General features: G+C 62.2%; 31 protein-coding genes and 1 tRNA gene. 15 read left to right on the top strand and 17 right to left on the bottom strand.

Annotated features, from left to right (window positions below):
* Nucleotides 1-314: 314 nt before the first annotated feature.
* From LB541_RS24890 to LB541_RS24870, 5 genes are all read right to left on the bottom strand, one after another.
* Complete coding sequence (locus tag LB541_RS24890; RefSeq protein ID WP_140493741.1) at nt 315-626, bottom strand: PilZ domain-containing protein; 312 nt, start codon at nt 624-626, stop codon at nt 315-317.
* 107 nt (nt 627-733) lie between these two features.
* Nucleotides 734-1,222: an NUDIX hydrolase gene (locus LB541_RS24885; RefSeq protein WP_140493739.1), complete on the bottom strand. Its 489-nt coding sequence runs from the start codon at nt 1,220-1,222 to the stop codon at nt 734-736.
* 209 nt (nt 1,223-1,431) lie between these two features.
* Nucleotides 1,432-1,932 (bottom strand): xanthine phosphoribosyltransferase, encoded by a 501-nt coding sequence (gene gpt / locus LB541_RS24880; protein ID WP_140493737.1) that lies wholly within the window; start codon nt 1,930-1,932, stop codon nt 1,432-1,434.
* Between the two features lie 113 nt (nt 1,933-2,045).
* On the bottom strand, nt 2,046-2,879 hold the full coding sequence (locus tag LB541_RS24875) for a universal stress protein (protein WP_140493736.1): 834 nt from the start codon (nt 2,877-2,879) through the stop codon (nt 2,046-2,048).
* Between the two features lie 80 nt (nt 2,880-2,959).
* Nucleotides 2,960-3,703 (bottom strand): competence/damage-inducible protein A, encoded by a 744-nt coding sequence (locus LB541_RS24870; RefSeq protein ID WP_140517664.1) that lies wholly within the window; start codon nt 3,701-3,703, stop codon nt 2,960-2,962.
* 174 nt (nt 3,704-3,877) lie between these two features.
* On the opposite strand from LB541_RS24870, the gene wrbA reads away from it, so the two are divergent.
* Both wrbA and LB541_RS24860 read left to right on the top strand, forming a co-directional pair.
* A complete protein-coding gene (gene wrbA / locus LB541_RS24865) occupies nt 3,878-4,477 on the top strand; it encodes an NAD(P)H:quinone oxidoreductase type IV (RefSeq protein ID WP_140517663.1) in 600 nt (199 codons plus the stop codon).
* A gap of 171 nt (nt 4,478-4,648) precedes the next feature.
* On the top strand, nt 4,649-4,945 hold the full coding sequence (locus LB541_RS24860; RefSeq protein WP_140494988.1) for a hypothetical protein: 297 nt from the start codon (nt 4,649-4,651) through the stop codon (nt 4,943-4,945).
* A 108-nt stretch (nt 4,946-5,053) separates the two neighbouring features.
* Here the strand turns inward: LB541_RS24860 and LB541_RS24855 are convergent, their stop codons facing one another.
* From LB541_RS24855 to LB541_RS24845, 3 genes are all read right to left on the bottom strand, one after another.
* Complete coding sequence (locus tag LB541_RS24855; protein WP_140493732.1) at nt 5,054-5,293, bottom strand: DUF2188 domain-containing protein; 240 nt, start codon at nt 5,291-5,293, stop codon at nt 5,054-5,056.
* Nucleotides 5,294-5,323: 30 nt separating this feature from the next.
* The gene (locus tag LB541_RS24850; protein ID WP_140517662.1) at nt 5,324-5,602 is read right to left on the bottom strand and encodes a DUF982 domain-containing protein; all 279 of its coding nucleotides are present in this window, start codon (nt 5,600-5,602) and stop codon (nt 5,324-5,326) included.
* 131 nt (nt 5,603-5,733) lie between these two features.
* Complete coding sequence (locus LB541_RS24845) at nt 5,734-6,837, bottom strand: NADH:flavin oxidoreductase/NADH oxidase (RefSeq protein ID WP_140517661.1); 1,104 nt, start codon at nt 6,835-6,837, stop codon at nt 5,734-5,736.
* Nucleotides 6,838-6,990: 153 nt separating this feature from the next.
* Between LB541_RS24845 and LB541_RS24840 the strand changes: the two genes are divergently transcribed.
* Nucleotides 6,991-7,569 carry an NUDIX domain-containing protein gene (locus LB541_RS24840; RefSeq protein ID WP_140517660.1) on the top strand — a complete coding sequence of 193 codons (579 nt, stop codon included), beginning with the start codon at nt 6,991-6,993 and terminating at the stop codon, nt 7,567-7,569.
* A gap of 134 nt (nt 7,570-7,703) precedes the next feature.
* A tRNA-Leu gene (locus tag LB541_RS24835) sits at nt 7,704-7,789 on the top strand.
* A 173-nt stretch (nt 7,790-7,962) separates the two neighbouring features.
* Here LB541_RS24835 and LB541_RS24830 read toward each other — a convergent pair.
* Nucleotides 7,963-8,262 (bottom strand): DUF1236 domain-containing protein, encoded by a 300-nt coding sequence (locus LB541_RS24830; RefSeq protein WP_140493726.1) that lies wholly within the window; start codon nt 8,260-8,262, stop codon nt 7,963-7,965.
* A gap of 480 nt (nt 8,263-8,742) precedes the next feature.
* On the opposite strand from LB541_RS24830, the gene LB541_RS24825 reads away from it, so the two are divergent.
* Nucleotides 8,743-8,979 carry a hypothetical protein gene (locus LB541_RS24825; protein ID WP_140517659.1) on the top strand — a complete coding sequence of 79 codons (237 nt, stop codon included), beginning with the start codon at nt 8,743-8,745 and terminating at the stop codon, nt 8,977-8,979.
* Between the two features lie 172 nt (nt 8,980-9,151).
* Here the strand turns inward: LB541_RS24825 and LB541_RS24820 are convergent, their stop codons facing one another.
* Together LB541_RS24820 and LB541_RS24815 are read right to left on the bottom strand one after the other, a co-directional pair.
* On the bottom strand, nt 9,152-9,442 hold the full coding sequence (locus tag LB541_RS24820; RefSeq protein WP_140517658.1) for a hypothetical protein: 291 nt from the start codon (nt 9,440-9,442) through the stop codon (nt 9,152-9,154).
* 658 nt (nt 9,443-10,100) lie between these two features.
* On the bottom strand, nt 10,101-10,766 hold the full coding sequence (locus LB541_RS24815) for an outer membrane protein (protein ID WP_140517657.1): 666 nt from the start codon (nt 10,764-10,766) through the stop codon (nt 10,101-10,103).
* A 185-nt stretch (nt 10,767-10,951) separates the two neighbouring features.
* On the opposite strand from LB541_RS24815, the gene ade reads away from it, so the two are divergent.
* Nucleotides 10,952-12,763, top strand: coding sequence for an adenine deaminase (gene ade, locus LB541_RS24810; protein WP_140493720.1), 1,812 nt, complete (start codon nt 10,952-10,954; stop codon nt 12,761-12,763).
* A 21-nt stretch (nt 12,764-12,784) separates the two neighbouring features.
* Here ade and LB541_RS24805 read toward each other — a convergent pair whose 3' ends face one another.
* Both LB541_RS24805 and LB541_RS24800 read right to left on the bottom strand, forming a co-directional pair.
* Nucleotides 12,785-13,945 (bottom strand): alpha/beta hydrolase, encoded by a 1,161-nt coding sequence (locus LB541_RS24805; protein ID WP_140584166.1) that lies wholly within the window; start codon nt 13,943-13,945, stop codon nt 12,785-12,787.
* A 143-nt stretch (nt 13,946-14,088) separates the two neighbouring features.
* Nucleotides 14,089-15,162, bottom strand: a complete 1,074-nt coding sequence (locus tag LB541_RS24800; RefSeq protein WP_140493715.1) for an alpha/beta hydrolase — start codon at nt 15,160-15,162, stop codon at nt 14,089-14,091.
* 406 nt (nt 15,163-15,568) lie between these two features.
* Here LB541_RS24800 and ilvA point away from each other — a divergent pair, with 406 nt between their 5' ends.
* Both ilvA and LB541_RS24790 read left to right on the top strand, forming a co-directional pair.
* Nucleotides 15,569-16,825 (top strand): threonine ammonia-lyase IlvA, encoded by a 1,257-nt coding sequence (gene ilvA / locus LB541_RS24795; RefSeq protein ID WP_224619846.1) that lies wholly within the window; start codon nt 15,569-15,571, stop codon nt 16,823-16,825.
* Nucleotides 16,822-17,376: a DUF1697 domain-containing protein gene (locus tag LB541_RS24790; RefSeq protein WP_140880419.1), complete on the top strand. Its 555-nt coding sequence runs from the start codon at nt 16,822-16,824 to the stop codon at nt 17,374-17,376. Before ilvA ends, LB541_RS24790 begins: the two co-directional genes overlap by 4 nt.
* Nucleotides 17,377-17,407: 31 nt before the next feature.
* On the opposite strand, the gene LB541_RS24785 is transcribed toward LB541_RS24790, so the two are convergent.
* Nucleotides 17,408-17,701, bottom strand: coding sequence for a DUF2218 domain-containing protein (locus LB541_RS24785; RefSeq protein ID WP_140522099.1), 294 nt, complete (start codon nt 17,699-17,701; stop codon nt 17,408-17,410).
* 129 nt (nt 17,702-17,830) lie between these two features.
* Nucleotides 17,831-18,271, bottom strand: a complete 441-nt coding sequence (gloA, locus tag LB541_RS24780) for a lactoylglutathione lyase (RefSeq protein ID WP_140880420.1) — start codon at nt 18,269-18,271, stop codon at nt 17,831-17,833.
* A 268-nt stretch (nt 18,272-18,539) separates the two neighbouring features.
* Between gloA and LB541_RS24775 the strand changes: the two genes are divergently transcribed.
* The 3 genes from LB541_RS24775 to LB541_RS24765 are packed head-to-tail and all read left to right on the top strand — an operon-like array spanning nt 18,540 to nt 20,459.
* Complete coding sequence (locus tag LB541_RS24775) at nt 18,540-19,085, top strand: cold-shock protein (protein ID WP_181167391.1); 546 nt, start codon at nt 18,540-18,542, stop codon at nt 19,083-19,085.
* 22 nt (nt 19,086-19,107) lie between these two features.
* The gene (locus tag LB541_RS24770) at nt 19,108-19,671 is read left to right on the top strand and encodes a DUF192 domain-containing protein (RefSeq protein WP_140522103.1); all 564 of its coding nucleotides are present in this window, start codon (nt 19,108-19,110) and stop codon (nt 19,669-19,671) included.
* Nucleotides 19,672-19,691: 20 nt separating this feature from the next.
* Nucleotides 19,692-20,459 (top strand): alpha/beta fold hydrolase, encoded by a 768-nt coding sequence (locus LB541_RS24765; protein ID WP_140558495.1) that lies wholly within the window; start codon nt 19,692-19,694, stop codon nt 20,457-20,459.
* Between the two features lie 43 nt (nt 20,460-20,502).
* Here LB541_RS24765 and LB541_RS24760 read toward each other — a convergent pair whose 3' ends face one another.
* The gene (locus LB541_RS24760; protein ID WP_140558493.1) at nt 20,503-21,108 is read right to left on the bottom strand and encodes a hypothetical protein; all 606 of its coding nucleotides are present in this window, start codon (nt 21,106-21,108) and stop codon (nt 20,503-20,505) included.
* A gap of 124 nt (nt 21,109-21,232) precedes the next feature.
* On the opposite strand from LB541_RS24760, the gene cysE reads away from it, so the two are divergent.
* Together cysE and LB541_RS24750 are read left to right on the top strand one after the other, a co-directional pair.
* Complete coding sequence (gene cysE / locus LB541_RS24755) at nt 21,233-22,081, top strand: serine O-acetyltransferase (protein WP_140493699.1); 849 nt, start codon at nt 21,233-21,235, stop codon at nt 22,079-22,081.
* Nucleotides 22,082-22,228: 147 nt separating this feature from the next.
* The gene (locus tag LB541_RS24750; protein ID WP_019857879.1) at nt 22,229-22,432 is read left to right on the top strand and encodes a DUF3126 family protein; all 204 of its coding nucleotides are present in this window, start codon (nt 22,229-22,231) and stop codon (nt 22,430-22,432) included.
* 50 nt (nt 22,433-22,482) lie between these two features.
* Here LB541_RS24750 and LB541_RS24745 read toward each other — a convergent pair whose 3' ends face one another.
* On the bottom strand, nt 22,483-23,214 hold the full coding sequence (locus LB541_RS24745) for a hypothetical protein (RefSeq protein WP_140880421.1): 732 nt from the start codon (nt 23,212-23,214) through the stop codon (nt 22,483-22,485).
* A 102-nt stretch (nt 23,215-23,316) separates the two neighbouring features.
* Here LB541_RS24745 and LB541_RS24740 point away from each other — a divergent pair, with 102 nt between their 5' ends.
* Together LB541_RS24740 and LB541_RS24735 are read left to right on the top strand one after the other, a co-directional pair.
* Nucleotides 23,317-23,637: a DUF6949 family protein gene (locus LB541_RS24740; protein WP_140522113.1), complete on the top strand. Its 321-nt coding sequence runs from the start codon at nt 23,317-23,319 to the stop codon at nt 23,635-23,637.
* A gap of 42 nt (nt 23,638-23,679) precedes the next feature.
* On the top strand, nt 23,680-24,207 hold the full coding sequence (locus tag LB541_RS24735; protein WP_140493693.1) for a gamma carbonic anhydrase family protein: 528 nt from the start codon (nt 23,680-23,682) through the stop codon (nt 24,205-24,207).
* Nucleotides 24,208-24,286 lie beyond the last annotated feature (79 nt).

Genomic DNA, 24,286 nt, shown 5'->3' with positions numbered 1-24,286 from the left:
GCCTCGTAAACAGGCGGAAATGTGGGGAAAAACGCACATAATCCGGGAAAAAGACCGGGCTCAGAACTTTCCGGTCGCGCTCTCAACAGGAGCGCATGGCCTATAAAAGGCGACTCGTTTTGCGCCGTCAAGGATTCGTTTGCGTAGCTTTTGTGACCTCAACATCTTGTGTGTCACACATGTGGATAACGGGGATAGAATGGAGCTGCCGCGGTAGCCCCCGGCCGAGGGGACAAAGACGCGCTTGTCAGGCTTCGCGACGGCTCCGGGGCGTGATCCAGGCACAGACCATCTGGCGCATCCGACGTCGCGGATCAGCCGTAATGCGTCCTGGGCTTCGGCTCGGTTCCGGTGAAGTGCACCCCGATCCGGCCGTTGCGGCGCCAGCGGACCTCGCATCGATAGCCGATGCCGTCGACGGGCACATAGAGAAGGAAATGATCCGGAATCGTTGCTTCGGGCGGAACCTTGAGTTCGGCGCCACCTTCATTTTGATTGCGCAGCGTGCAGCCAACTTCCGAATTCGAGATGCCCGTGATGATCGTGCCGCCCTTGAGCACGCGCTGGCGATGCTCGCGCTTGTGCTCGTCGGATCTCTCTGGATTGGGATTTGCGGGATTTGTCATCGGTAAAACGCCAGGATCGGATCAGATCCTATTACGTCTTCATTAGAAAAGCATTCACGCCGCAGGCGCCCCCGTCCGAGCTGCTTGGTGGCGCGGCCGGTCCCGGTTCAGGCAAACCGACGCGGGTCGGCGCAGAAATAGGCGATGATCTGGCAAAGATCCGGTTCGTTGACCATGCGCACCGCTTCGCTCGAACTGACCCATTTGCGGGTGCGGGAGCGTTTTTCCTTCCAATGGTCGGCGACCTTGTCGACATGCAGCGGGAACACCAATACCTCGCACGGCACTTCCTCGCCGGAGGCCAGGGCCTTGGCGTAGAAGTAGCGGCCGGCCTCGAGATGCGAGATCGTCCCGCGCAGTCCGGCTTCCTCGACAGCCTCGCGCGCCGCGGCTTCGCAAAGCGGCTCCCTGGCTTCAGGCCAGCCCTTCGGAAGCACCCAGCGGCCGGTATCGCGGCTGGTAATCAGCATGATCTCGACGCTGTTTCCGGTTTCGCGCCAGGGCAGGGCGGCTACCTGCAGACGGCACGGCGCGGTGCCGAAGAGTCGCCGGACCCTTTCGGCCAGATGGTTGTGCGTCGTTGGCCTCGTCAGCATCGGAGAAGCTAGCCCCAGCCTCCAGAATCGTTTGCCGTCTCACGAATCTTACGGCCAATTGTCGGCAATAAAAGTAAAAACTTTCATCAGGATGGCCGATTTTCGCCAATAGACGCCGATTTCCGCGCGCCAGCCAGCCTCGCGAGACCCTTTGCCTAGTGGATGAGACTTCCCTGCGGCTCGATTTGCAGCAGGTTGCTTGCCGCGAATCAGCCGGCGTGATCGTCGGCGATCGGCTTCTGGTAGGTGAAGCCCATGTCCCAGGGAAAATAGATCCAGGTATCCTGGCTGACCTCGGTGACGAAAGTATCGACCAGCGGTCGCCCCTTCGGTTTGGCGTAGACGGTGGCGAAATGCGCCTTCGGCATCATGGCGCGCACGATGCCAGCCGTCTTGCCGGTGTCGGTCAGGTCGTCGATAATCAGCACGCCCGCGCCGTCGTCGGCAAGCAGGGCCGGCGTGACCTCCTTCAGCACCTGCAGCTGCCCCTGGCTGCTGTAGTCATGATAGGAGGCGACGCAGACCGTCTCGATAACGCGGATGCCGAGCTCCCGCGAGATGATCGCCGCGGGCACCAGGCCGCCGCGCGTGATGCAGACGATCGCTTTCCATTGCGCCTTGTTGGTGCCGGCAAGCCGCCAGGCGAGCGCGCGCGCATCGCGGTGGAACTGGTCCCACGAGACCGGAAAGGCTTTTTCGGGAAGGGACATCTTTCGCGCACTCCGCAGCACGCGCGGTCGCGCGCAGAAAACAGGGGAATGCGCGCGGAAGTAACTGGAAAACCTCGCGCTTGGCAAGAGCGGCCGCAAACGACACTGTGAACTTACCGCGACAGGAAAGCCGCCACCGGCGCGGTGCGCAGCACGGAGCGCGTCACTCCGCCGAACAGGAGCTGGCGCAGCCACGAGTGGCTGTAGGCGCCAAGCACCAGCAAATCGGCGCCGGTCTCCGCGATCCTGGTCTGGATCACCTCGTCGACCGAGGTGCCGCCCGATCTCTGCACCGAGACACTCACGCTGGCGCCATGACGCGACAAGGCGGAAGCGATTTCCGCTCCGGCGGCCTCGGGGCGTTCATCGAGCGTGTCCGGCGGATCGATGACCAGAATGTCGGTTTTGTCGGCCTCGATGATGAAGGGCAGCGCATCGAAGGCGGCGCGTGCGGCCTCCTTGCTGCCGTTCCAGGCAAGCAGCACACGCTTGAAGGTGGTGATCAGTGGACCCAGGTGCGGCACTACCAGCACCGGCCGTCCGGCGTCGTAGACCAGTGTGTCGACGTCGGCGCTCGCATCGCCGCCCGTCTCGCGCTGCGCGGCGATGATCAGGTCGGCGGCACGCACGCTTGAAATGCCGGTCAGGGCGCTGTCGCCGGAAAAACTCTCCAGGCTGTGCCATTCGAAGGACAGGCCGGAATTCTCGATATGCCTGAGAAACGCGGCCCGCAGCTTTTCGGCCCGTTCGCGGTTCATGTCGGCCGAAACCTGCAGGAACTCGGTGTCGGGAAAGCCGGTGGCCGACGTGTAGGGCACCGGAAGCGCTTCGGCGTGGATGCCGATCAGATGGCTCTGGAAGCGGCCGGCAAGCGGAATGGCGAAGTCGAGCACGCGCTCCGCGTCCTGCTCGTTCTGCAGAATGGCGACGATGGTCTTGAAGCGCATGGTGATCCCCTCATTTTGCGAGCGATCCGCCCGCGGCAAGGAACGTCGCCGCGTTGTGCTTGGTTCCGGCCTGGACCGGATCAGCTCGCGCTGCTGGCAAAGCCGGCCACCATCGCCTCGACATCGGCGCGCGCAGCGTCCAGGGCCTGCTGGCTGCGGGCACGGACCACCAGTTCGGTCCAGAACTTGCCGTCGCCGTATTTCGGATAGGAGCCGATGATCGTGTCCGGATGCGCTTTCTGGATCTCGCCCAGCGGCCCGCCGACGAGACCTTCGCCGAACGGGCAATGCACCGCTGCCGACAGCATTTTCGTGCCGGCTTTCAGCGTCGGCACGACATTGTCGAGCATGGCCTGGAAGATCGAGGGCACGCCCGCCATCACGTGGACATTTCCGATGCGGAATCCGGGCGCGACCGACACCGGATTGTCGATATGGTCGGCGCCGCGCGGCATTCGGGCCATGCGCTTGCGGGCCTCGGTGTATTCGATGCCGCGAGCGGCATAGCTTGCTTCCAGCAGGGCATAGGCCTTGGCATCGTATTCGCACGGCACGCCGAAGGCCTTGGCAATCGAATCGGCTGTGATGTCGTCATGGGTCGGGCCGATGCCGCCGGTTGTGAACACATAGGTATAGCGGGCCCGCACCGCATTTACCGCGGCGACAATCTCGTCTTCCTCATCGGGAACGATGCGCACCTCCTTCAGGTCGATGCCGATGGCCGTCATGATGTCAGCCAGATGGCCGATATTCCTGTCCTTGGTGCGGCCGGACAGGATCTCATCGCCGATGACGAGCATGGCGGCGGTAACGATTTCGGACATCGATGGCTCCGGCAAAAACGGGTCGCCTGAAATAGCGCGGCACGCGGCCAGCGGCAATGCCATCCGACCGGTGAACAAACTGTGCCCGCATACGCGGTATTCCCCGAATATTGGCGCCCTAAGTACCCTGGCGTGGCTGGGGCGGGCGAGGATCATCACGTCAAGGAGACGCAAATGGCGAAAGTACTTGTTCTCTACTATTCGAGCTGGGGTCACATGGAGCAGATGGCCAAGGCCGCAGCCGAAGGCGCGCGCGAAGCCGGTGCCGAGGTGACCATCAAGCGCGTCGCCGAACTCGTGCCCGAAGCGGTCGCCAAGGCCGCCCACTACAAGCTCGACCAGGAAGCGGCGATCGCCAGCCCGCTGGAACTGAGCGACTATGACGCGATCATCGTCGGCGCCTCGACGCGTTACGGAATGATGTGCGCGCAACTGAAGAACTTCTTCGACCAGACCGGCCCGCTATGGGTCAAGGGCGCGCTGATCAACAAGATCGGCTCGGTGATGTCTTCGACCGCGACCCAGCACGGCGGCGCGGAACTGGCGCTGATCAGCACCCAGGCCATGCTTCAGCACCACGGCATGATCATCGTTCCCCTGTCCTATGCCTATCAGGCTCAGATGGGCAACGATGTCGTGCGTGGGGGGGCGCCCTACGGCATGACCACCACAAGCGACAGCGACGGTTCGCGCCAGCCTTCGGCGCAGGAACTCGAAGGCGCGAAGTTCCAGGGCGGGCGCGTCGCCGAAATCGCCGCGAAGCTGCACGGCTGATCGTTGTGCCGCCGGTGCCTGCCGGCGTTGCTCCTGCTGGCGATGCTTGTGGTCCACGCCGTGGATCGTCGCTTCACCGACGCTTCACAAGGAATTCAAGGAACCATTCGGCTGATGACTGGTTTGCCCCGTGTCGCACCCAAGGCGACGAAGACAAAACGGAGTGATCCAATGTACAAAAAACTTTTCGCGGCATTCGTTCTGACGGCCGGTCTTGCCACATCGGCGATGGCGCAGTCGACGGACGGCAGGTATTACAACCATGACAGTTGGTGGAACAATTGGTCGCTGTTCGGCAATGAGGATTCATCAGCCATCGACCAGAGCACCACCGGGAGCATCAACGCATACGGCTCCGGGTTGAGCACCCAAGGCAATACCGGTGGGATGGGCCCATGTGCTCACAACACTCCAGGTCCGGACGCCAATGCTCAAGGCAACGTCAATGACCAGTACTGCGGCAAATAATCAGCCGTAAGTTTCCCTGCTGACCGTAGGGCGTTTTCTCTCCCGACGTCCGCGGTCGGCGCTCCGGGGCGGCCGGCCTTTGGGGCGATCGGGCTTTGGGCTGAAAGATCAGTCGGAAACCTCGGTCTGCGGCCGGTCGCGTCCATCAGCCAGTTCCTCATGCCATTTGCCGTCGGCATCCTCGTACTGGATGCCGTCCGTCGACCCCGCGACCTGCTGCTCGGCTGAAGCGATCTCGGCGGCCCGCAACGCGTCCTGATGCGTGGGAAACGTCTCCGAGAAGGTCGCTCCGACCTTGTAGGCCCAGCCGCCGTCATGCTCGACGATCTTGTAAGTCAGCTTCGCCATCAATAACCTCCGGTTTAAAGGTCCGTCCGCTCAATGCAGGCGGTCGTCGGACAGCTTGTCGTCTGGCACCAGCACTTCCGATTCCTTGGCGGCTTCGATAAGGGCCCGGCGCGCATCCGCTGTCGAACGATAACCTTCCAGCACTTTGAGGCAAGTGTCGAGAGCATCACGATGACGGGGGCCGCGATTGAGCGGCCAAACCGTCATCAGGCACTCCGCCGCCTCCTGGGTACTGCGGATGTGGCGATATTTGCCGACATGGCCGAGTTCGACCACGACCGGTGTTTCAAAAGGCTTGTTGTCCATCATGGCCGCAACGCAAAGCAGTCAATTTGGTTGCAACCGTGTCCTCAGCCTGCGCCCAAACGTCCCAAACCTCCTTGGAAGCTCTATTGCGGCGGTCGTCCGACGACGCGTTCCGCCCTTCTCGGAAGGGTCGCTCAGTCCGCCGCCTTCATCCAGTGCTGCATCGTCGTCACCGAGCGCGCGAGCTGCGGCGCGGGATGGATCGTCTCGCTGAACGTGGCGGCCGCTCGCCACCCCCAGCGCGGGTCGGCGAGGAAGGCGCGCGCCAGCGCAACCATGTCGGCGCGGCCTTCGGCGATGATCGCCTCTGCCTGCTTGGGATCGTCGATCAGACCGACCGCGCGGGTAGGGATGCCGGCGCCCCTGCGCACGGCTTCCGCCAGATGTACCTGATAGCCGGGGCCGGAGGGCAGTTTCTGCAAGGGCGAATTGCCGCCGCTCGAGCAACAGAGATAAGCGACGCCTTCGGCCTTCAGCGCTTTCGCCACTTCGATCGCATCCTCGACGTCGAAACCGCCATCGACCCAATCCTTGACCGACAGCCGGGCGCCCAGCATCAGTTTTGGCGCTGCCTTTTTCACCGCCTTGGCGATCTCGACGACAAGACGCATGCGGTTTTCCAGCGAGCCGCCCCAGCTGTCCGTGCGTTGGTTGGAGAGCGGCGACAGGAACTGGAAGATCAGGTAGCCGTGCGCCGCGTGCAGCTCGATGAAGTCGAAGCCCGCGCGTTCGGCCCGCCTCGCCGCCTCGGCGAACCGCTCGATGAGCTGGAGGATCTCCTCTTCCTCCAGCGCTCGCGGCACGTTCCAGCCGGTATCGTAGGCGATTGCCGAAGCCGAGACGGTCTGCCAGGGATCCTCGTTCGGCTGCAGCGGTCCGCCGCCCTCCCAAGGCTTGCGGTTCGAGGCCTTGCGGCCGGCATGGGCAAGCTGAGTGCCGAATTTGGTGCCGGGTGCGGCCACGCGCCTTGCTGCGTCCAGGGCGCGGCGCGCAGCGGCTTCATTGTCTTCGGAATAGAGGCCGAGGCAGCCATGGCTGATGCGGCCACGCCGCTCGACATCGGTCATCTCGACCGTCACCATGCCGGCGCCGGACATTGCCAGGTTCATCCAGTGGTGGAGATGCCAGTCGCTCGCCGAGCCGTCCTCGGCCGAATACTGGCACATCGGCGCGACGGCGATGCGGTTGGGAAAGCTCAAGCCATCGAGCGTGATCGGCTGGAAAAGCGATGTGGTCATGAACGAAACTCCGGGAATAGGATGCGCTATTTAGGCGATCGATCGCCGCCATGCCACACACGAGAGAGTGAAATGCTTGCTGGACCAACCGCTGCCCCGATTGCGTGAACGCTGGTTCGCGGCTACGCCTCCCGGGCAACGTGGAGGCAGCCGATGGAAGATCGTATCCGCATCCGTTCTGAAGAAATCCTATCCGACGACTGGGCGGTTCTGAAGAAGACCGTCCTCGACTACCGTCGCCGCGACGGACAATGGGAGACACAAATCCGCCAGACTTACGATCGCGGCGATGGCGCGGTGATCCTGCCCTATGATCCCCATCGTTCGACCGTGCTCCTAGTGCGCCAGTTCCGCTATCCCGCCTATGTCACCGGCCACCGCGAGCCGCTGGTCGAGGCCTGCGCGGGACTGCTCGACGAAAACGATCCGGAGACCTGCATCCGCAAGGAGGCGGAGGAAGAGCTCGGCTATCGGCTGAACCATGTGGAGCGGCTGTTTTCGCCCTACATGAGCCCAGGCAGCGTCACCGAGCGGCTCTGGTTCTTCACCGCCCTCTATTCGCCCGCCGACCGCATTTCGGCCGGTGGCGGCGCAGCGGACGAAGGCGAGGACATCGAGGTGCTGGAAATGCCGCTCGACGAGGCTCTGGCCGGCATTGCCGATGGCCGCATCATCGACGCCAAGACCATCATCCTGATCCAGCATCTGAAGCTCCATCCGATCGCTGTTTGACCGATACCGGTCGCCCCTGCGGGACGAAGAATCGGTGCGGGGCGAATGAAAACGAACGTGTTTTGCACAACGCTTTTTTGGGACTGCATGGCCCTAATTGACGAGATCGCCTAGGTAGTTGAAACGAAAGGCGCGCGGACGTGGCGGAATTGGTAGACGCAAGGGACTTAAAATCCCTCGATCTCTGATCGTACGGGTTCGATTCCCGTCGTCCGCACCACCTTAACTCTACTTCAATGCTCTGCAGAGCCTAGCCGCCACCAACGGGTGCCACCCGGGTCTTCTAGCGGCGGCTCGGCGACCGTGCGCCGAGGCGCGCCGTCGGCTATGGGCCCTCGGCGAACGTTGCCACGATCCGCCGACCTGAAACGGCGGATCGTGGCGTTCAAGCGCTCACTGGATAATCTTTACGATCTTGCGTGTGCCGGGATCCACGACGACGGTGTGATTGTCCACGACGACATAGCGATATTTGACGTTGGGAATTTCATGAAGCTCGACTGTATCGGGCAGGGCGGTCCCGACATTGAGCTCAACGCCGGGAATCTTGACTGAGGCCAGAGGCTGTTTCTTTACGTATTCTTGTATGACGGTTTCGTCCTGCGGCTGAATGACCACATCCTGTGCGGCGGCGGCACCGATGCCGGCAAGCAGCAGGAATCCCGCTACGACGGTTGTAAGATCGGTTCTCATTGTTGCTTCCTTTCTCTCTCGTTGGGCTTGACGCGAAGCGCGGTGGCGCCCGAAGGATTGCCAGGGTTGGCAAGGGCTCCCAATGCTGGCCATCGATCAGGGGAACCATCGTTCAATGGCCTGTCAGGCAATCGCTCTTAGACGCGTGGGTTCCAAACAACCGTGGGTTTGGGCCTTTTGCGCGCCACGATCTGACTTTGGTCGCATGTTCAATAGGACCCAAGCCCCAGCAGTGGAACCGCCGGTAGGAAGCGTGCGTTGCGTTTGCTAATGATCTTCAACTGGAGGCCGATCATGGCAGCCGGCCCCGCTGTGGTAAATTCTGGCGGCAGCGCTGCCGTGGCCATTGTTCTGGCAGGCGGAAAAAATATTTGGCGTCAAGATTGACGCTCCCAAAGCCAAAGTGCCGTCCGCATCGGCGAATCCGGCAGCTCCGTCGAACGGTGGCTGATGTCAATCCGACGCTTCGTGAGGCAAAGCATGACCCCTGGTTCCATCAAAACTGATGGCCGTGACCGTGTCACAATCCCCGACAACGACAATCACATGGCTGGCGTCGACACCAAGCCGCTCTTGAAAAGTATCCAGAGCGACGATTTTGCTGACGCGCTTTGCGCGAGAGCCGAGCGGTTCGCGACCAAGGTGGTCGTGGCAATGGCGATTTGTTTGACATCGACACTGGTCGCCGGCGTTTATTTTTTACTGGCGCCCTCTTGAGGGACCAGAAGCTCAAGCTGGAGAGCACGACCGGCCTCTCATACCCGGGCTGCGATTAAGCACTCATTTTCAACAGGGAAGACCCGCCTGGCTTCCTTCCCTTGTTGTCGGTCCGCCGCTCGCGGGCACGGCCCGGCAGGGTTGGCGATCAGCCGGGCCGGATTGCACAATATTAGTCGTTGCTGTCGTAGATCACCACTGGGTGACGCCGGTGGTGACGGCGTTCAGTTGAGCCCGTTATGACGACGGTGTCGCGGCGATGATGCCGGCGACCTTGGTCATAGAAAGCCACCGTGCCATGGCGCCGATGATGGAGGCGCTGGCCCTGATCGTTGATCACTGCCACGTGACGGTGATGATGGCGATGGGTTTTGATGACGACGTCGGCTTCTGCCGCCGAAGCGACAACCGGCATTGCAACGAAAACGAGCGCCATGGCACTTGTCAGAAAAATCGCTTTCATAAGTGTTTCTCCATTCCAGATCCCTCGGGGTAGTTTCACGACAGCTCAAGCCGCACGAGATCTCGATTTGAGCTTTCTGCCTGCGAACTGAGCAGGGGGTTGAGGGTGCAATGATGGCAACCCTGCTCTCGTGGGCACATGAAGGACCATTGCTGCACCCGTTCAACAAATGAAAGGAATGCGAGTACGTTCCTTGCAGGAGAGCTGATCGGACCTCTGCTGTAGGTATTCGGACCAAGGTCTTGCTGATGTTCTTGGACCTTCGTCCGCACTTGCGGGTTCGATGGCTCTTTTCTCGCTGCAATTCTTTGAGTGTTCACTGCGCGATCGGGCGCGGGTACTGCGATGGCGGACGCGCGCCTGCGTGCGAGGGCAGGATCATAAACGGCACGCGGCATCAAGTGCTGCGCCGGTGACGTTCAGACAAGCGGGCATGGTGATACTGGTGCGATCACGCAATTCCGCGCGCCGCAGGCAATGATACGGTGTCTGCGCGGCGGATCTGATCCGTCGAGGCCGGCGTCTACCAGGCCCAACCCATCCCCCCGCCCACTGGGGACGCCGGCCCCTCAGTCCTTGGAATTGCCGTAGAATTGCCGTCGCGGACCATGCGAGATCGAGCATGATCCTGCCCGGTGACCGGGCGCGGCGATGGGGCTCAGAACTTGTAGCTCAGATTGATGCCGACCGTATTCAGCTTCACATTCTGGTCGCGATCGAGAAAATCGTCCGGCGCATCAAAATGCTCCTTACTGAAATCATAGTAGCGATACTGCGCCCCGACGACGAACCTGTCGGTCAGCGCATAGTCGACGCCGGCCCCAACCGTCCAGCCTATGCTGGTTCGCGTGTTGTCGAACGAAGTACCGGCATCTTGGGAGGTTTCGATGCCGGCAAAGGCGACGCCGCCGATGCCGTAGATCAGGAACCGATCCATCGCATAGCCGGCCTTGGCATTGATGGAACCGAACCACTTGACATCCGTGCCGAGCAGATTTCCCGCACCCAGTTCTTCGGCGCCCTTTGCCGAGGAATAGTTAAGCTCTGCTTCGGCGCCGAGCACAGCCTCGTCGAATTGCCACAGACCGGCGACATGGCCACCGACGAAACCGCCGTCGAGGTCTGGCGAGGCGGCAAACGGCTCGCCCTCGGTTCCCGAGATGTCGGAACTGCCCCAGCCATAACCGCCTTGCAGGCCGGCATAGTAGCCGGTCCAGTCGAAACCGGGGGCGGTCATCGGCACATCGGCCACAGGTTCGGCTGCGAAAGCCGGTGCGGCCAGAGCGGCAAGAAAACCGACACTTGCAAGCATTAGGCGACGCATCGAACTGCCCGAACGAAGAGCTGGAAGATCCTGGCAGGCACGGTAACCCGATTTGCGGCAAAACGGAATCGCATTTCTGTGCGGCCGATTTACGCTCTCCGTCGGTCTTGGAACAATCGGGAGAAAGTGTAAGGCTGGTCAAAACCGTGGCGGCTTGGCACAGTCGGGCAAACAGGAGTCGCTTCATGGCGAACACGCCGTCGGGCAGCAAACCCAGACCATGGACTGAAATGGCAACGCATCTGGTCGATGTCGCCATGGGCAGGAAACCCGCCGATCTCGTCATCCGCAACGGGCGCTGGGTCAATGTTCACTCCGGCGAGATCGTAGCCGGCACCGACATCGCTATTGCCGGCGGCCGCTTCGCCTATTGCGGCCCGAATGCCGGCCATGCCATCGGGCAGGGCACCAAGGTGGTCGATGCCGGCGGGCGCTATCTGGTGCCCGGTCTTTGCGACGCGCACATGCATGTCGAGAGCGGCATGGTGACGGTGACCGAATTCTGCCGCGCGGTGATCCCGCACGGCACGACTTCGATGTTTATCGATCCGCACGAGATCGCCAATGTGCTCGGCCTGCCCGGCGTGCGGCTGATGCATGACGAGGCCGTCGCCATGCCGATCAACGTGCATGTCCAAATGCCGTCCTGCGTGCCCTCGGCCCCCGGGCTCGAACATGCCGGCGCCGAACTGACGGTCGCCGACGTCGCCGAGGCGATGGGCTGGGAAAACATCATCGGGCTGGGCGAGGTGATGAATTTCCCTGGCGTCGCCGCCAACGATCCTGTGATGTCGGGCGAGATCGCCGCGACCGTGAAAGCCGGCAAGACCGTCGGCGGGCACTATGCCTCGCGCGATCTCGGCTTGCCGTTCCATGGCTATGTCGCCGGCGGCCCGGAGGACGACCATGAGGGCACGCGCGCCGAAGATGCCATCGCCCGCGTGCGCCAGGGTATGAAGGCGATGCTTCGGCTGGGCTCGGCCTGGTACGACGTCGCCTCGCAGATCAAGGCGGTTACCGAGGGCGGCATCGATCCGCGCAATTTCATCCTGTGCACCGACGACAGCCATTCCGGCACCTTGGTTCACCAGGGGCATATGGACCGCGTGGTCCGCCACGCCATCAGCCAGGGCTTGAAACCGGTGACCGCGATCCAGATGGCGACGCTCAACACCGCTCAGCATTTCCGGCTGGAGCGCGAGATCGGATCGATCGCGCCGGGGCGGCTGGCTGACCTTTTAATCGTCTCGGATCTCGCCGAAATGACCATCGACGAGGTCTATGCGCGTGGCGTCAGGCTGGCCAAGGCCGGCAAGCTCGACATCGACATTCCGGTCTACGACTATCCCAAGGCGGCGAAGAACACCGTCAAGCTCGGCAAGAAGCTGAAGGCCCACGATTTCGACATCACGGCACCCAACGGCGCGAACGAAGTCCGGGTCCGGGTCATCGGGGTCATCGAAAATCAGGCACCGACGCGGGCGCTGGAAGCGGATCTCGCCGTCGAGGACGGGCTGGTCGCCATGGATCGCCGCAACGACGTCTGCCAGATCGCGCTGGTCGAGCGCCACAGGGGTACCGGCGGCGTCACCAATGCCTTTGTCTCCGGCTTCGGTTACATCGGCGATTGCGCGATGGCGTCGAGCGTGGCGCATGATGCCCACCACATCATCGTCGTCGGCACCAACAAGCGGGATATGGCGCTGGCGGTCAACCGACTGGGCGAGGTCGGTGGCGGCGTCGTGCTGTTTTCCAAGGGTAAGGAACTGGCACTGGTCGAAATGCCGATCGCCGGGCTGATGTCGGACGAGCGGGCCGAAATCGTCGCGGCCAAGGCCGACAAACTGACCGAGGCCATGCGCCAGATGGGCTGCTCGCTGAACAACGCCTACATGCAGCACTCGCTGCTGGCGCTGGTCGTCATTCCGGAGCTCAGGATTTCCGATGTCGGCCTGATCGACGTGACGACCTTCCAGAAGGTCGACCTCTTCGTATAAGAGCAGTTGCGGTCGCTTCGCTCATCCGCCGGTGGCGATCGTCAGCACCTTGAACGGCGTGGTGATGACGATCTCGGCAACCGAGCCGACGGCCTTGCCGAGGCCTTGGCCGAGATTGTTGAGCTGCACTGGAGGTTCGTCCGACGCCAGGCCGGCCGGGGCCCGCAGCCGGTCGCCGAGCAACTGAACCAGGATCGGATTGTCGGCGAATTTGGCGTGGTTCAGCCGGTCGCCACCCTTGGTCTGGCTGAGATCGACCACAGACACGCCATAGCTGGCCAGATCGGCCGCGTCGCCATAGTCGCCGACGCGGGGCTTGTCGCCCGAAATCAGGGAAGACAGTTTGAGCGCCCGGTCGTCCGCGGAAAGCAGGATGGCGAACGGTTTGTCCGGCTTGCCGTAGCGGATCATCTGTTTCTTGAACACGTCGACGTCGATGTCGGGCGAGGCCAGGATGACATAACCAAGCTTGCCGTCGAGATCGCGGTCGCCGGTGATGGCAAGCTGGCGCAGCGCCTCCATGGTCACCCATGTTCCCATCGAATGGGCGACGATGTCGATGCTCTTAGCCCGCGTCTTGGCCAGCATCCTGAGCGTTGCCTCAAGGTCGTCACGCGCCGCGTTGGCGCTCTCCTTGTCATAGATGTAGCCCGTCGTCTTGCCGCTCGAGGCCCAGGAGAACAGCACCGGCGTGCCCGGATATTTCGTGTCGTGCGCGATCTGCGTCAGCCGGTAGATGCCGTCGTCGAAACCATTGTTGAACCCGTGCACGAAAACCAGCGCACGGTCGCCGCGCATGGCGATGTCGGCACCGACCGCCTTGGCGAATTGCGGCGCATCCGCATAGAACGCGACATCCTTGGCGGTGAAATCCTTGGCTGGATTGCTGTTGGCAGACCCCCGGACACGCTCGATCATGCCGACCTTGTGACTTTTCGGCACGGTGACGTCGACCCGGGCGAAGCTGGTGGTCAAGGAGCGATCGCCGTCGAACACCTGCCGCGGGTCTTTGGTCGCCTTCTGGCGGGTGGTGGCGACGAATATCTCGTGGGTGGCCGCGATGTCGGACGCGGGTACGGCAACCGTCGTCCTGTTCAGCAGATCGTGCGTGTTTCGGCCGGCGCAGCCCGCGACCAGCAGCGTGAACGCAATGACGACGAAACTCTTCGAATGCACCGTCACACGCCGGCTCCCGCAAAGGAGGACGTCAAACGCGTGACGTCGCTGGATATTTCGATAAGGCCAGAGGCTGGCGCGGTCCAGTTCAAAGTTGGTCGACACCGTCCGCAAGGCCGAGCGGGCCACGCGAACCCGCGGCGATGCATCTATTGCCCGAGCAGGCTGATGCGGTCGGTCACGTCGCGGTCGCTGGCAAATCCATCGTCTTCGCGCAGCCGTTGGCCGATCATCTTCACCAGCGCGGGATTGTCGGCGAATTTCGTATGGTTGAAACTGTCCGCTCCCTTGATCTTGGAGAGGTCGACGACCGTTACGCCGTAGGATGCAAGGTCGGCGGCGTCCTTGTAGTCGCCGACGCGTGGCCGCGCGCCGGCAATCAGACCGGAGAGCCGGAGCGCGCGGTCATCATCGGACAACAACAGGATGAACGGCTTGTTGGGTTTGCCATAGCGGCGCATCTGGCTCTTGAACACGTCGACATCGATGTCGGGCGATGCGAGCACGACGTCGCCGAGCTTGCCGCCGAGATCACGGTCGCCGGTGATGGCGAGCTGGCGCAGCGTCTCCATGGTCACCCAGGTTCCCATTGAATGGGCGACGATGTCGATGCGCCGCGCGCCGGTCTGCGCCAGCATGCGCAACGTCACCTCGAGCTGGTCGCGCGCGGCGCTGGCGCTTTCCTTGTCGTAGACATAGTCGGTGGTCTTGGCGCCGGATGCCCAGGAAAACAGCACGGGTGTGCCGGGATAGCCGGAATCGTGGACGATCTGGGTCAGGCGGTAAACGGCGTCGTCAAAGCCGGTGTTGTAGCCATGGACGAAGACCATGACGCGGTCGCCGCGCGCCGCGATGTCAGCACTTAGCGCATTGGCGAATTTCGGCTGGGTGTCGTAGCCGACGACCTCGGAGGCCATGAAATACTTGGCCGGATCGTTCGACTTGCCGCGCGAGCGGCGTTCGATCTGCCCGGTCTGGTGGATGCCGGGCACGGTGACGTTGACGCGGGCGTAGTTCAGCGTGGCCGATCGCTCGCCGTCGAAGACCTTGTTCGGATCGTCGGATTTCTTGCGCGTGGTGGCGATGAAGATGCTGTGATTGCCGGCGATCTCGGTCACCGGCGCTGCCACGATGGCGCTGCCGAGCAGTTCCTGGGTCTGCTGTCCCGCGCAGCCCGCGACAAGCAAGGCTAGGCCAATGGCAAAAATCGTCTTCAACGGCACGTCTGAAATTCCACTCCGGCCCGAAAAGGCCAATCGCCTCCGCAAGTCTCCCCCGACAGCGCAAGTGCGGCGGAAGTAAGTCGTGCCCAGCCGAAAAGCGGTCGGCGTCTCGCGACCGCCGCCGCAGTGTTGCACGAAAGCCAGACTGCATCAGGGCGAGCCCCGACGGGCCTTGGCACCCGCATGGATTTTAAGAATTACATGAACAATCACCTCCAACTAACGGCAAATATGTCACTAAACGCCGACCGCTTGGGAACATGAGTGACGGGCAATGGTTTCACGGGGTCGCCTGTGCAATAGACGGAATCGGGTTGCTTGGCGGCAAGGCTCGCGACAAAAGGGCGTTCCGCAGCCAATCGATGATAGACGTTCCCAAACGACATGCGTTCAAGGTGGCTTTCCGATGACCAGCTTCTCTTCCCGTGTTGCCACCGCTGCTTCCGCGATCCGCCGGATCTTTCCGGAAACGCCGCTGCAGGAGAACGACTATCTGTCGAAGAAGACCGGCGCGCGGGTGCTTTTGAAGCGCGAGGACCTGAGCCCGGTGCGCTCCTATAAGATCCGCGGCGCGTTCAACTTCTTCCGCAAGGCACTTGGCGAAGGCAATCAGGCCGAACTGTTCGTCTGCGCTTCCGCCGGCAATCATGCGCAGGGTTTCGCCTTCGTCTGCCGTCATTTCGGCAAAAAGGGCGTTGTATTCATGCCGGTGACGACGCCGCAGCAGAAGATCGACAAGACGCGGCTGTTCGGCGGCGACTTCGTCGAGATCAGGCTCGTCGGCGATTTCTTCGACGATTGCTATCGCGCCGCCATCGAATTCACCGAAAGCGCCGGCGCTCATATGGTGCCGCCCTTCGACCACAAGGACATCATCGAGGGACAGGCGACGGTCGCCTATGAGATCGCCCACCAGATGCCCGGCGCGGGCATGCCCGACATCGTCATGCTGCCGGTCGGCGGCGGAGGTCTGGCCGCAGGGGTGACGCACTACTTCGCCGATCAGGGGCGTGAGGCGCGCTTCGTCTTTTGCGAACCGGCAGGGGCGCCAAGCCTGCGCGAGAGCCTTGCGGCGGGAAAACGGCTCAAACTCGCCAAGGTCGATAATTTCGTCGACGGCGCGGCGGTCGCCGAGATCGGCCGTGAGCCCCTGCGTCACCTCAAGGACTTCGCCACCGACACGGTGCGGTTGATCCCGGAAAACCGGCTCTGCGCGACCATGATCGAGATGCTCAATGTCGAGGGCGTGGTGCTGGAGCCGGCCGGCGCGCTGGCTATCGATGCGCTGAAGGATTTTTCCAGGAAGGAAATCCGCGGCAAGACCATCGTGGCCGTGGTTTCGGGCGGCAATTTCGATTTCGAACGGCTGCCGGACGTCAAGGAACGGGCACTGCGCTTCGAGGGCCTGAAGAAATACTTCATCATCCGCTTTCCGCAGCGGCCGGGCGCGCTGCGCGACTTCCTTGAAATGCTGGGGCCGGACGACGACATCGCCCGGTTCGAATATCTGAAGAAGTCGGCACGCAATTTCGGCTCGGTTCTGATCGGCATCGAAACCAAGGATCGCCGCAATTTCGACCTGCTGAAATCGAATTTCGAGGCCGAAGGCGTCCAGTATCAGGATATCACCGACAACGAGACATTGGCCGGGTTCATCATATGAGCAGAAACGTCTTCATCGCCCTGTTTTCAGGCATCAATGTCGGCGGCAACCGCATCGTCAGGATGGCCGAGTTGCGGGCGTTCTTGGAGGATCTCGGGTTTTGCGATGTCGCTACCTACGTGCAGAGCGGCAATGCGGTGTTCCGGGCCAAGGAAGGTGACGCCGCCACGCTGACCAAACAGATCGAAGCGGCTTTCGAGGAGAAATGGGGTTTTCATTCGCGCATCATGGTGCGCGATCTCGGCTGGGTCGAACGGCTGGTCAGGGAAAATCCCTATCCGGAGATTGCCGAGGAGCCGACAAAGCTGCACGCGTATGCGCTGGAGCGCGCGCCTACCGCCGAGGAGGCGGCGCGGCTGGCCGAAAAATGTACGGGTCCGGAGCGGTTCGAGATCAAGGGCGACGTGCTTTACCTGCATGCACCCGGCGGACTGGGCAAATCGGTGTTTGCCAATCTGATCCCACGCGTACTGAAGGTACCTGGCACTGCGCGCAACTGGCGCTCGGTGCTGGCGCTGCTGGAGATGGCCGGCAAGCCCGGCGGCGGCTGATTAATGCCTGCCGTAATACGCAGACAAGAGCCTACGCCGCCTCGGCGCGTTTCCAGTCGAACGTCAGCTCCTCGCGAAACGCAAAGCGTTTGATGTGGTCGGCGACGACGCTTTCGAGGCGTTCGATAGAGCCGGGGTCGTCGCTCGATACGGTGATGTGCAGCGCAGCTCCATCGGCATCCATGATGGTGCGGCCGAGCGAAAGGTCGATGGCGCCATGGTTGGGATCGAATTCCACGGGGAATTTGTGCGCCCAATGTTTGCACAATTGCTGCAGATAACGGCTTGCATGTGCGGTGGTGACATCGGCATGGCTGATCGTCATGAAGGGATCTCCGAGGGTGAAACGCACGAAACGGCGGCCGCTTTCGAAGCGGGCGCTATCGCCGGATAGATAGGCGCAAGCTCGCCCGCCGCCATAGGCCGGCTGCCGACCGCTCTAAAAGGTGATCGATCACCAGCTTCCGGTATTCGGCATCGACGCCCACGGTTCGGCCTTTGCCCTCGCCGGACCTTTCTGCAGAAGTTCGATCGAGATTCCGTCCGGCGACTTGACGAAAGCCATGTTGCCGTCGCGCGGCGGCCGGTTGATGGTGACACCGCTGTCCATCAGCCGCTGGCAGGTGGCGTATATGTCGTCGACTTCATAGGCGAGGTGGCCGAAATTGCGGCCCCCCTTGTAGTCTTCCGGGTCCCAATTGTAGGTGAGCTCGACCAGCGGTGCTTTCTCGTCGATGCCGCTTTGCTCGTCTTCCGGCGCGGCCAGGAAGATCAGCGTATAGCGGCCCTGCTCGTTCTCGTAGCGGCGCACTTCCTTCAGGCCGAGCTTGTTGCAGTAGAAATCGAGCGAAGCATCGATGTCGGCGACGCGAACCATGGTGTGCAGATAGCGCATGTGATTTCCTCGACTTGTTGGGTTGCGGCGCAACATAGGGGTGGGCCGTCCAAAGGGCAAATCCCAGGCGGCTGCCGGCGCCGCCAAAGAACAAATCCGGTATTCGCATAATGAACCGTGAAAAAAGGCACGTCAGGTCTTGCACTCACCGGAAGCCGCAGTGTTAATCTGGTGTCAAGAATCAGTTGCGGTGTTCTTGAAAAAAGGGGGCATTCTTATGGGGGAAAAAGCCTCTTTGACGGGGCGGTCCGAAACCCTTGGCGACGCCATGAAGCGCGAGGAAGGCGGCGATGCCGTCGATCTGACCGAAATATCCGGCGCCATCAAGTGGTTCGATGTAGCCAAGGGCTATGGCTTCATCCTCCCGGATGACGGCGTTTCAGGCGACATCCTCCTCCATGTGACATGCCTTAGACGGGATGGTTTCCAGACTGCTCTGGAGGGAGCGCGCGTTGTCTGCCTCGTCAAGCAGGGCGAGCGCGGATTGCAGGCTTTCCGGGTTCTCTCGATGGATGTCACCACAGCGGTCCATCCCGCGGAAATGCAGGAACAGCGCACCCATGTCTCGGTGACACCCGAAAGCGGGCTGGAACGTGCCTTGGTGAAGTGGTTCAACCGCACCAAGGGGTTTGGTTTCCTGACCCGGGGCGAGGGCACCGAGGACATCTTCGTCCATATGGAAACCTTGCGTCGCTACGGCATCACCGAGCTTCGGCCGGGGCAGGTCGTGCTTGTCCGCTTCGGGCGCGGCGACAAAGGCCTTATGGCTGCCGAAATCCACCCCGATATGGGAACCTTGCCGGTCGCGCATTAGGGCGGTTGCCGAGGATTTTCGCATGACACATAGGAACTGGCTGACGGCGGGCGCAATGTGCGTCCTGGCTGCCGTCATCGTCGCCGCGGGCGCCTATTTCTATTTGCCTGCACCGACGGCGGCCGACAGCCGGGTGATGACCCTGCCGGTGGACCCGACGCCGCTGGTCGTGGCGACGAAAGGCGGAGATCGCTCCTTTTCCATCGAAATCGCCGACACCGATGCTGAACGCGAGGCCGGCTTGATGTATCGCCAGGACATGGCGGACGATCACGGCATGTTGTTCGTCTTCGACATGCAGCAGCAGGTCAACTTCTGGATGCAGAACACGCCGATGCCGCTTGACCTGGTTTTTATCGGCCAGGATGGCAAGATCCGGGCGGTCAAGCACGGCGAGCCGCAATCCCAGGCGCTGATTTCGCCCGGCGTGCCGGTGCGCTTCGTGCTTGAGCTCAAGGCGGGCACCGCCGCCAGGAACGGTATCGATTATGGCGACCTGGTGCGCCATCCGGCCGTTGGCACCATATCAGGCCCCGAGGTGCCGCCATCGGACAATGGCGATGCGCCGAACGGCGGTGGCGGTTGAGGACGCGGGCAGTATAGCCGATGCAGTTTTTTTCCCATGACGGGTTCGATATCGCCTTCCTCGACCGCCAGCCGGAATCGGGCCGGGGCGATCCTGTGCTGATGATCCATGGCTTTGCCTCCAGCCATTACGTCAACTGGGTTTCGCCCGGCTGGTTCAAGACGCTGAACGATGACGGCTACCGCGCCATTGCGCTGGACAATCGCGGCCACGGCTCGTCATCGAAAAGCTACGAAGAGGCAGATTACACCCCGGCCCGGATGGCCTCGGACGCGGCTGCTTTGCTCGATCATCTCGGCATCGGGCGCGCCCATGTCATGGGCTATTCGATGGGCGCGAGGATAGCGGCATTCCTGGCGCTGTCGGATCCCGACAAGGTGGCGACGCTGGTCTTCGGCGGTCTCGGCATCGGCATGATCGACGGCGTCGGCGATTGGGATCCGATCGCGGCAGCCCTTCTTGCCGACGATCCGGCCAAGACCACTCATCCCCGCGGCCGTTCGTTTCGCGCCTTCGCCGACCAGACTCGCAGCGACCGCCGGGCGCTCGCGGCCTGCATCGCCACCTCTCGCGAGTTGCTGAGCGAGGATGAAATTGCCCGGATCGCCCAGCCGACGCTGATCGCCGTCGGCACCACCGATGACATTGGCGGCTCGCCCGACGAACTTGCCGCACTGATGCCCAACGCCAAGGCTTTCCACATCGAAGGCCGTGACCATATGCTGGCCGTCGGCGACAAGACCTTCAAGCGGCGTGTGCTGGAATTCTACGCCGAAAATCCGCTTTGACCCGGCGTAAGAGCCCGATAAACCGAAAGGCACAAGCCCGATATCACGCCGGTTTTTGCAGCGCTTCGAGCGACCGGGTGAGATTCAGCCTAGCCTGCTGCTCGAAGCGCCGGCGGAATTCCTCGCTGTGGAAGATGTGCGGGCGTGTCAGGAAGCTGTTCAGCACCGCGCCACGTCCGGCCCGCCATATCGGCTCCTCCACCCATTGATATTCGGCGCGGATCGCGCGCTCATAGGCATCGAATGCATCCGGCGCTGCGCCGAGGATCGACAGGTCCATGTCCAGGAAAAGAGCGGCGTCACGCACCGCGGCCGTGTCTTCGAAGTCCGGCAACTGGTGTGTTGCGGTGGCAAGGATCATGGCGCAGATGCAGCCGAGGCGTTGGGCGTCGATGCGGCCCGCGAGCTTTTTTTCCGCGAGCGCTGCGCTTTGCGCCTCGTTGTCCTTGGCCCGGCTGTCATAGACGGCGTCGTGGAACCAGATCGCCGCCTCGACGGCCTCGGGATCGCCGAGCAGCTTCTGGTACTCGCCGGCGAGCGCCAGCATCGCCTCGATATGGGCAAGGTTGTGGTAGTGGCGATCCTGTCCCTTATAGTGGGCGGAAAGCTCGCGTTTGAGGGCATTGTCGAGCAAGAGTTCATTTTCCATGGCGGCTTGAATTCCCGCGAACCAAATCCATTTGACAGAGCACTAAGGAAAATTGAGTTCAATCGTGCTATGATCTGGCTTATATGTGCGGCCCGATATTAGGCAAGGCGGCAGGACGACGTCGATGAACAGCATCAGCATTTCCCGACACAGCGCGTTGCAGCCGGTCGATCCGATCTGGCGCTCGATCCGTGACGAAGCGATGGACGCGGTCAATCGCGACCCGCTGCTCGCCGCCTTCCTCTATTCGACCATCCTCAACCAGGAGAGCCTGGAGGAGGCGGTCATCCACCGGCTGGCCGAGCGGTTGGCGCACCAGGACATAGGTTCCGATCTCATCCGCCAGACCTTCAAGTCGATGCTGGCCGACGACAAGGATTGGCCGACCACCGTGCGTGTCGATATCCAGGCCTATTACGACCGCGATCCGGCCTGCGACCGCTTCATCATGCCGGTGCTCTACTTCAAGGGATTTCACGCCATCCAGACCCACAGGCTGGCGCATTGGCTGTGGAACCAGGGGCGCAAGGATTTCGCGCTCTATCTGCAAAGCCGTTCGTCCTCGGTTTTCCAGACCGATATCAATCCGGCGGCCCGCATCGGCAAGGGCATCTTCATCGACCACGCCACCGGCCTGGTCGTCGGCGAGACAGCGGTCATCGAGGACGACGTGTCGATCCTGCACGGTGTCACGCTCGGCGGCACCGGCAAGGCCGGCGGAGACCGTCACCCCAAGATTCGTCGTGGCGTCTTGATCGGTGCCGGCGCCAAGATTCTCGGCAACATCGAAATCGGCCATTGCTCCAAGATCGCCGCCGGTTCGGTGGTGCTGTCGCCGGTGCCGCATAACAAGACGGTCGCAGGCGTGCCGGCTCGCGTCGTCGGCGAGACCGGCTGCGACCAGCCGTCGCGCCAGATGGACCAGCTTCTGCCGTCGCAGACGATGGACCAGGTCGTCAGCTTCGACATCTAATTTTACTGAGGGCGTCGGGGAGTTTCGCACTGCTCGCGTCGACGGGTCCGATTGCCGTGCAATACGGCGAGCTTGCCTTTACATGGCCATCGTCGACGTGTCAGAAGCGCCGTTCAAACGAGCAAGCCCGATGATCGGAGAAGACTGTTGAAGCCTGACGAAATCAGAAAGCTGGACGCCTATTTCAAGCGCGTCTTCCAGAATCCCAAGCTCGAGGTCAAGGCACGGCCGCGCAAGGAGGATTCGGCCGAAGTCTATGTCGGCGACGAATTCCTCGGCATCGTCTTCAAGGACGAGGATGACGGCGACTACAATTTCTCGATGGCGATCCTCGACATCGATCTGGGCTGATCCTTGCATCCCATGGCGATGCCGGACGCAAACGCGACCGGCCTTTCCCGTCAACGTCCGGCCTTTAGGACACGCCCGGCCTCGGCGGTGATTGCCGCGTCAAGCGCCTGCCAATCCCCCAGAAATTCCTTCGGGAAGCGATAGGTGAGGCTGAGATCCTCGCCGACATGGATGTCGCGCTCGCAAGGCGCCAGCGATTGTTCGGCTGCCGGCCCACTCAGGCAGCGGGCCACGAACGGGTCCTTGCCGGGCCGGTTGCCGACAACGAGCACCTCGTTGAGGTAACCTGATTTCGCGTTGAAACCGTAAATCGTCGTGCCGCCCGGACCTGCCGTGCCGGGCTGCACGATCAACGCGCTGTAGATCGGCCCGAAACGTCCGCTCATGTCGCGAGACATCATCTGCTGTTCGAAGGACAGGAAGACGATGCTTTTGGCTGGCCCCGTGTGATTGAAATCGCCGCGGGCAGCTTCGCTGTAGCCATCCATCTGGGGATAGCGCAGGTAGAGGTCGAGCCGCGAGGCGATGCCGTCGCGCCGCGCCTGTTCGAAACGGATAAAGTTGGCAGGCACGGCGATGACATTGTTGCCGATCACCACCTTGCGCATCGTCGCATCATCCGTGTAGCCGGCCATGGCGATCGAATGGCCGAACCATTTGCCGCCCAGGCTGATTGCGACCGACAGCAGGGCGAGTGCTGCGAAGGCGTAGAACACCCGCTTCATCAGCGTGGAATCGACCACGGTGAATTGGGGGTCGTCGGCGATCGCTGCCTGCTTCATCTCTGTCCCCGGATTCCTGTCCCGTGACGGCACGCATCGCACGGCACGGCTCTTGCAGTCCTTCCAGCGACTGTGCGATTTCATGGTAAACGGAAGGTAAAGATGGGCCCGGTTGAGCTAACTGCGTTCGCTTTTCTTGTCGGGTTGACGGCTTGCGGGCTGGTCGGATCGGCGATGGAGTTGGTTGCCGGGCGCAAGGTCGCGTTCACCGAGCCTTATGTGTCCTCCGCGCACGTACTGCGTTCGCTCGCCGCCACGGCGTGCGCCGGGCCGTTCATGCTGGTCAACGATGCCTTGGACGCCCGCCGCGAGGGTCGCATTTCGTCGGTGGCGCTGATTTCCTGTGGCTGCACGGCGGTCGCCTGGACGCTGGCGCTCGGCATCGTTCTTGTGGCCGTTGCGTGTTGGGAGGTGTCAACCTAGGGTCGTTCGACTTCCAGGCTTGAGACGAATCGGAGACCAGAAATGCCGCTTTATGCGATCGATGGCACCGAACCGAACTTCGCGGATGCGGGCTCAAACTGGATCGCGCCCGATGCGACGCTGATCGGCGACATCAGCATCGGCCGCAATGCCGGCTTCTGGTTCGGCGTCGTCATCCGCGGCGACAATGAACCTGTCGTGATCGGCGCCGACACCAACGTGCAGGAGCACACGGTCATGCACACCGATCCCGGCTTCCCGCTGACCATTGGCGAAGGCTGCACGATCGGCCACCGCGCCATGCTGCATGGCTGCACCATCGGCGATAACAGCCTGATCGGCATGGGCGCAATCGTGCTCAACGGCGCCAGGATCGGCAAGAATTCGCTGGTCGGCGCCGGCGCGCTGGTCACCGAAGGCAAGGAATTCCCGGACAATTCGCTGATCGTCGGCTCGCCGGCCAAGGCGATCAGGGTCCTGGACGAGGCTGCGATTGCAAGGTTGCGGGCCTCGGCCGCGCACTATGTCGCCAACGGCAGGCGCTTCAAGGCGGGTTTGGAGAAGGTCTAGGCCTCCGCCAGAAATGGCGGAGCCGGCCCGGGGCCGGGGCCGGCGCCTTAGACCCGGGCGTTGGGGCGGGGCGGGGGGG

The sequence above is a fragment of the Mesorhizobium sp. BR1-1-15 genome, from assembly GCF_020165475.1.
GTDB lineage: Bacteria > Pseudomonadota > Alphaproteobacteria > Rhizobiales > Rhizobiaceae > Mesorhizobium.
The sequence above is the reverse complement of the archived record's forward strand: the minus strand, read 5'-3'. Positions and strand labels throughout refer to the sequence as shown.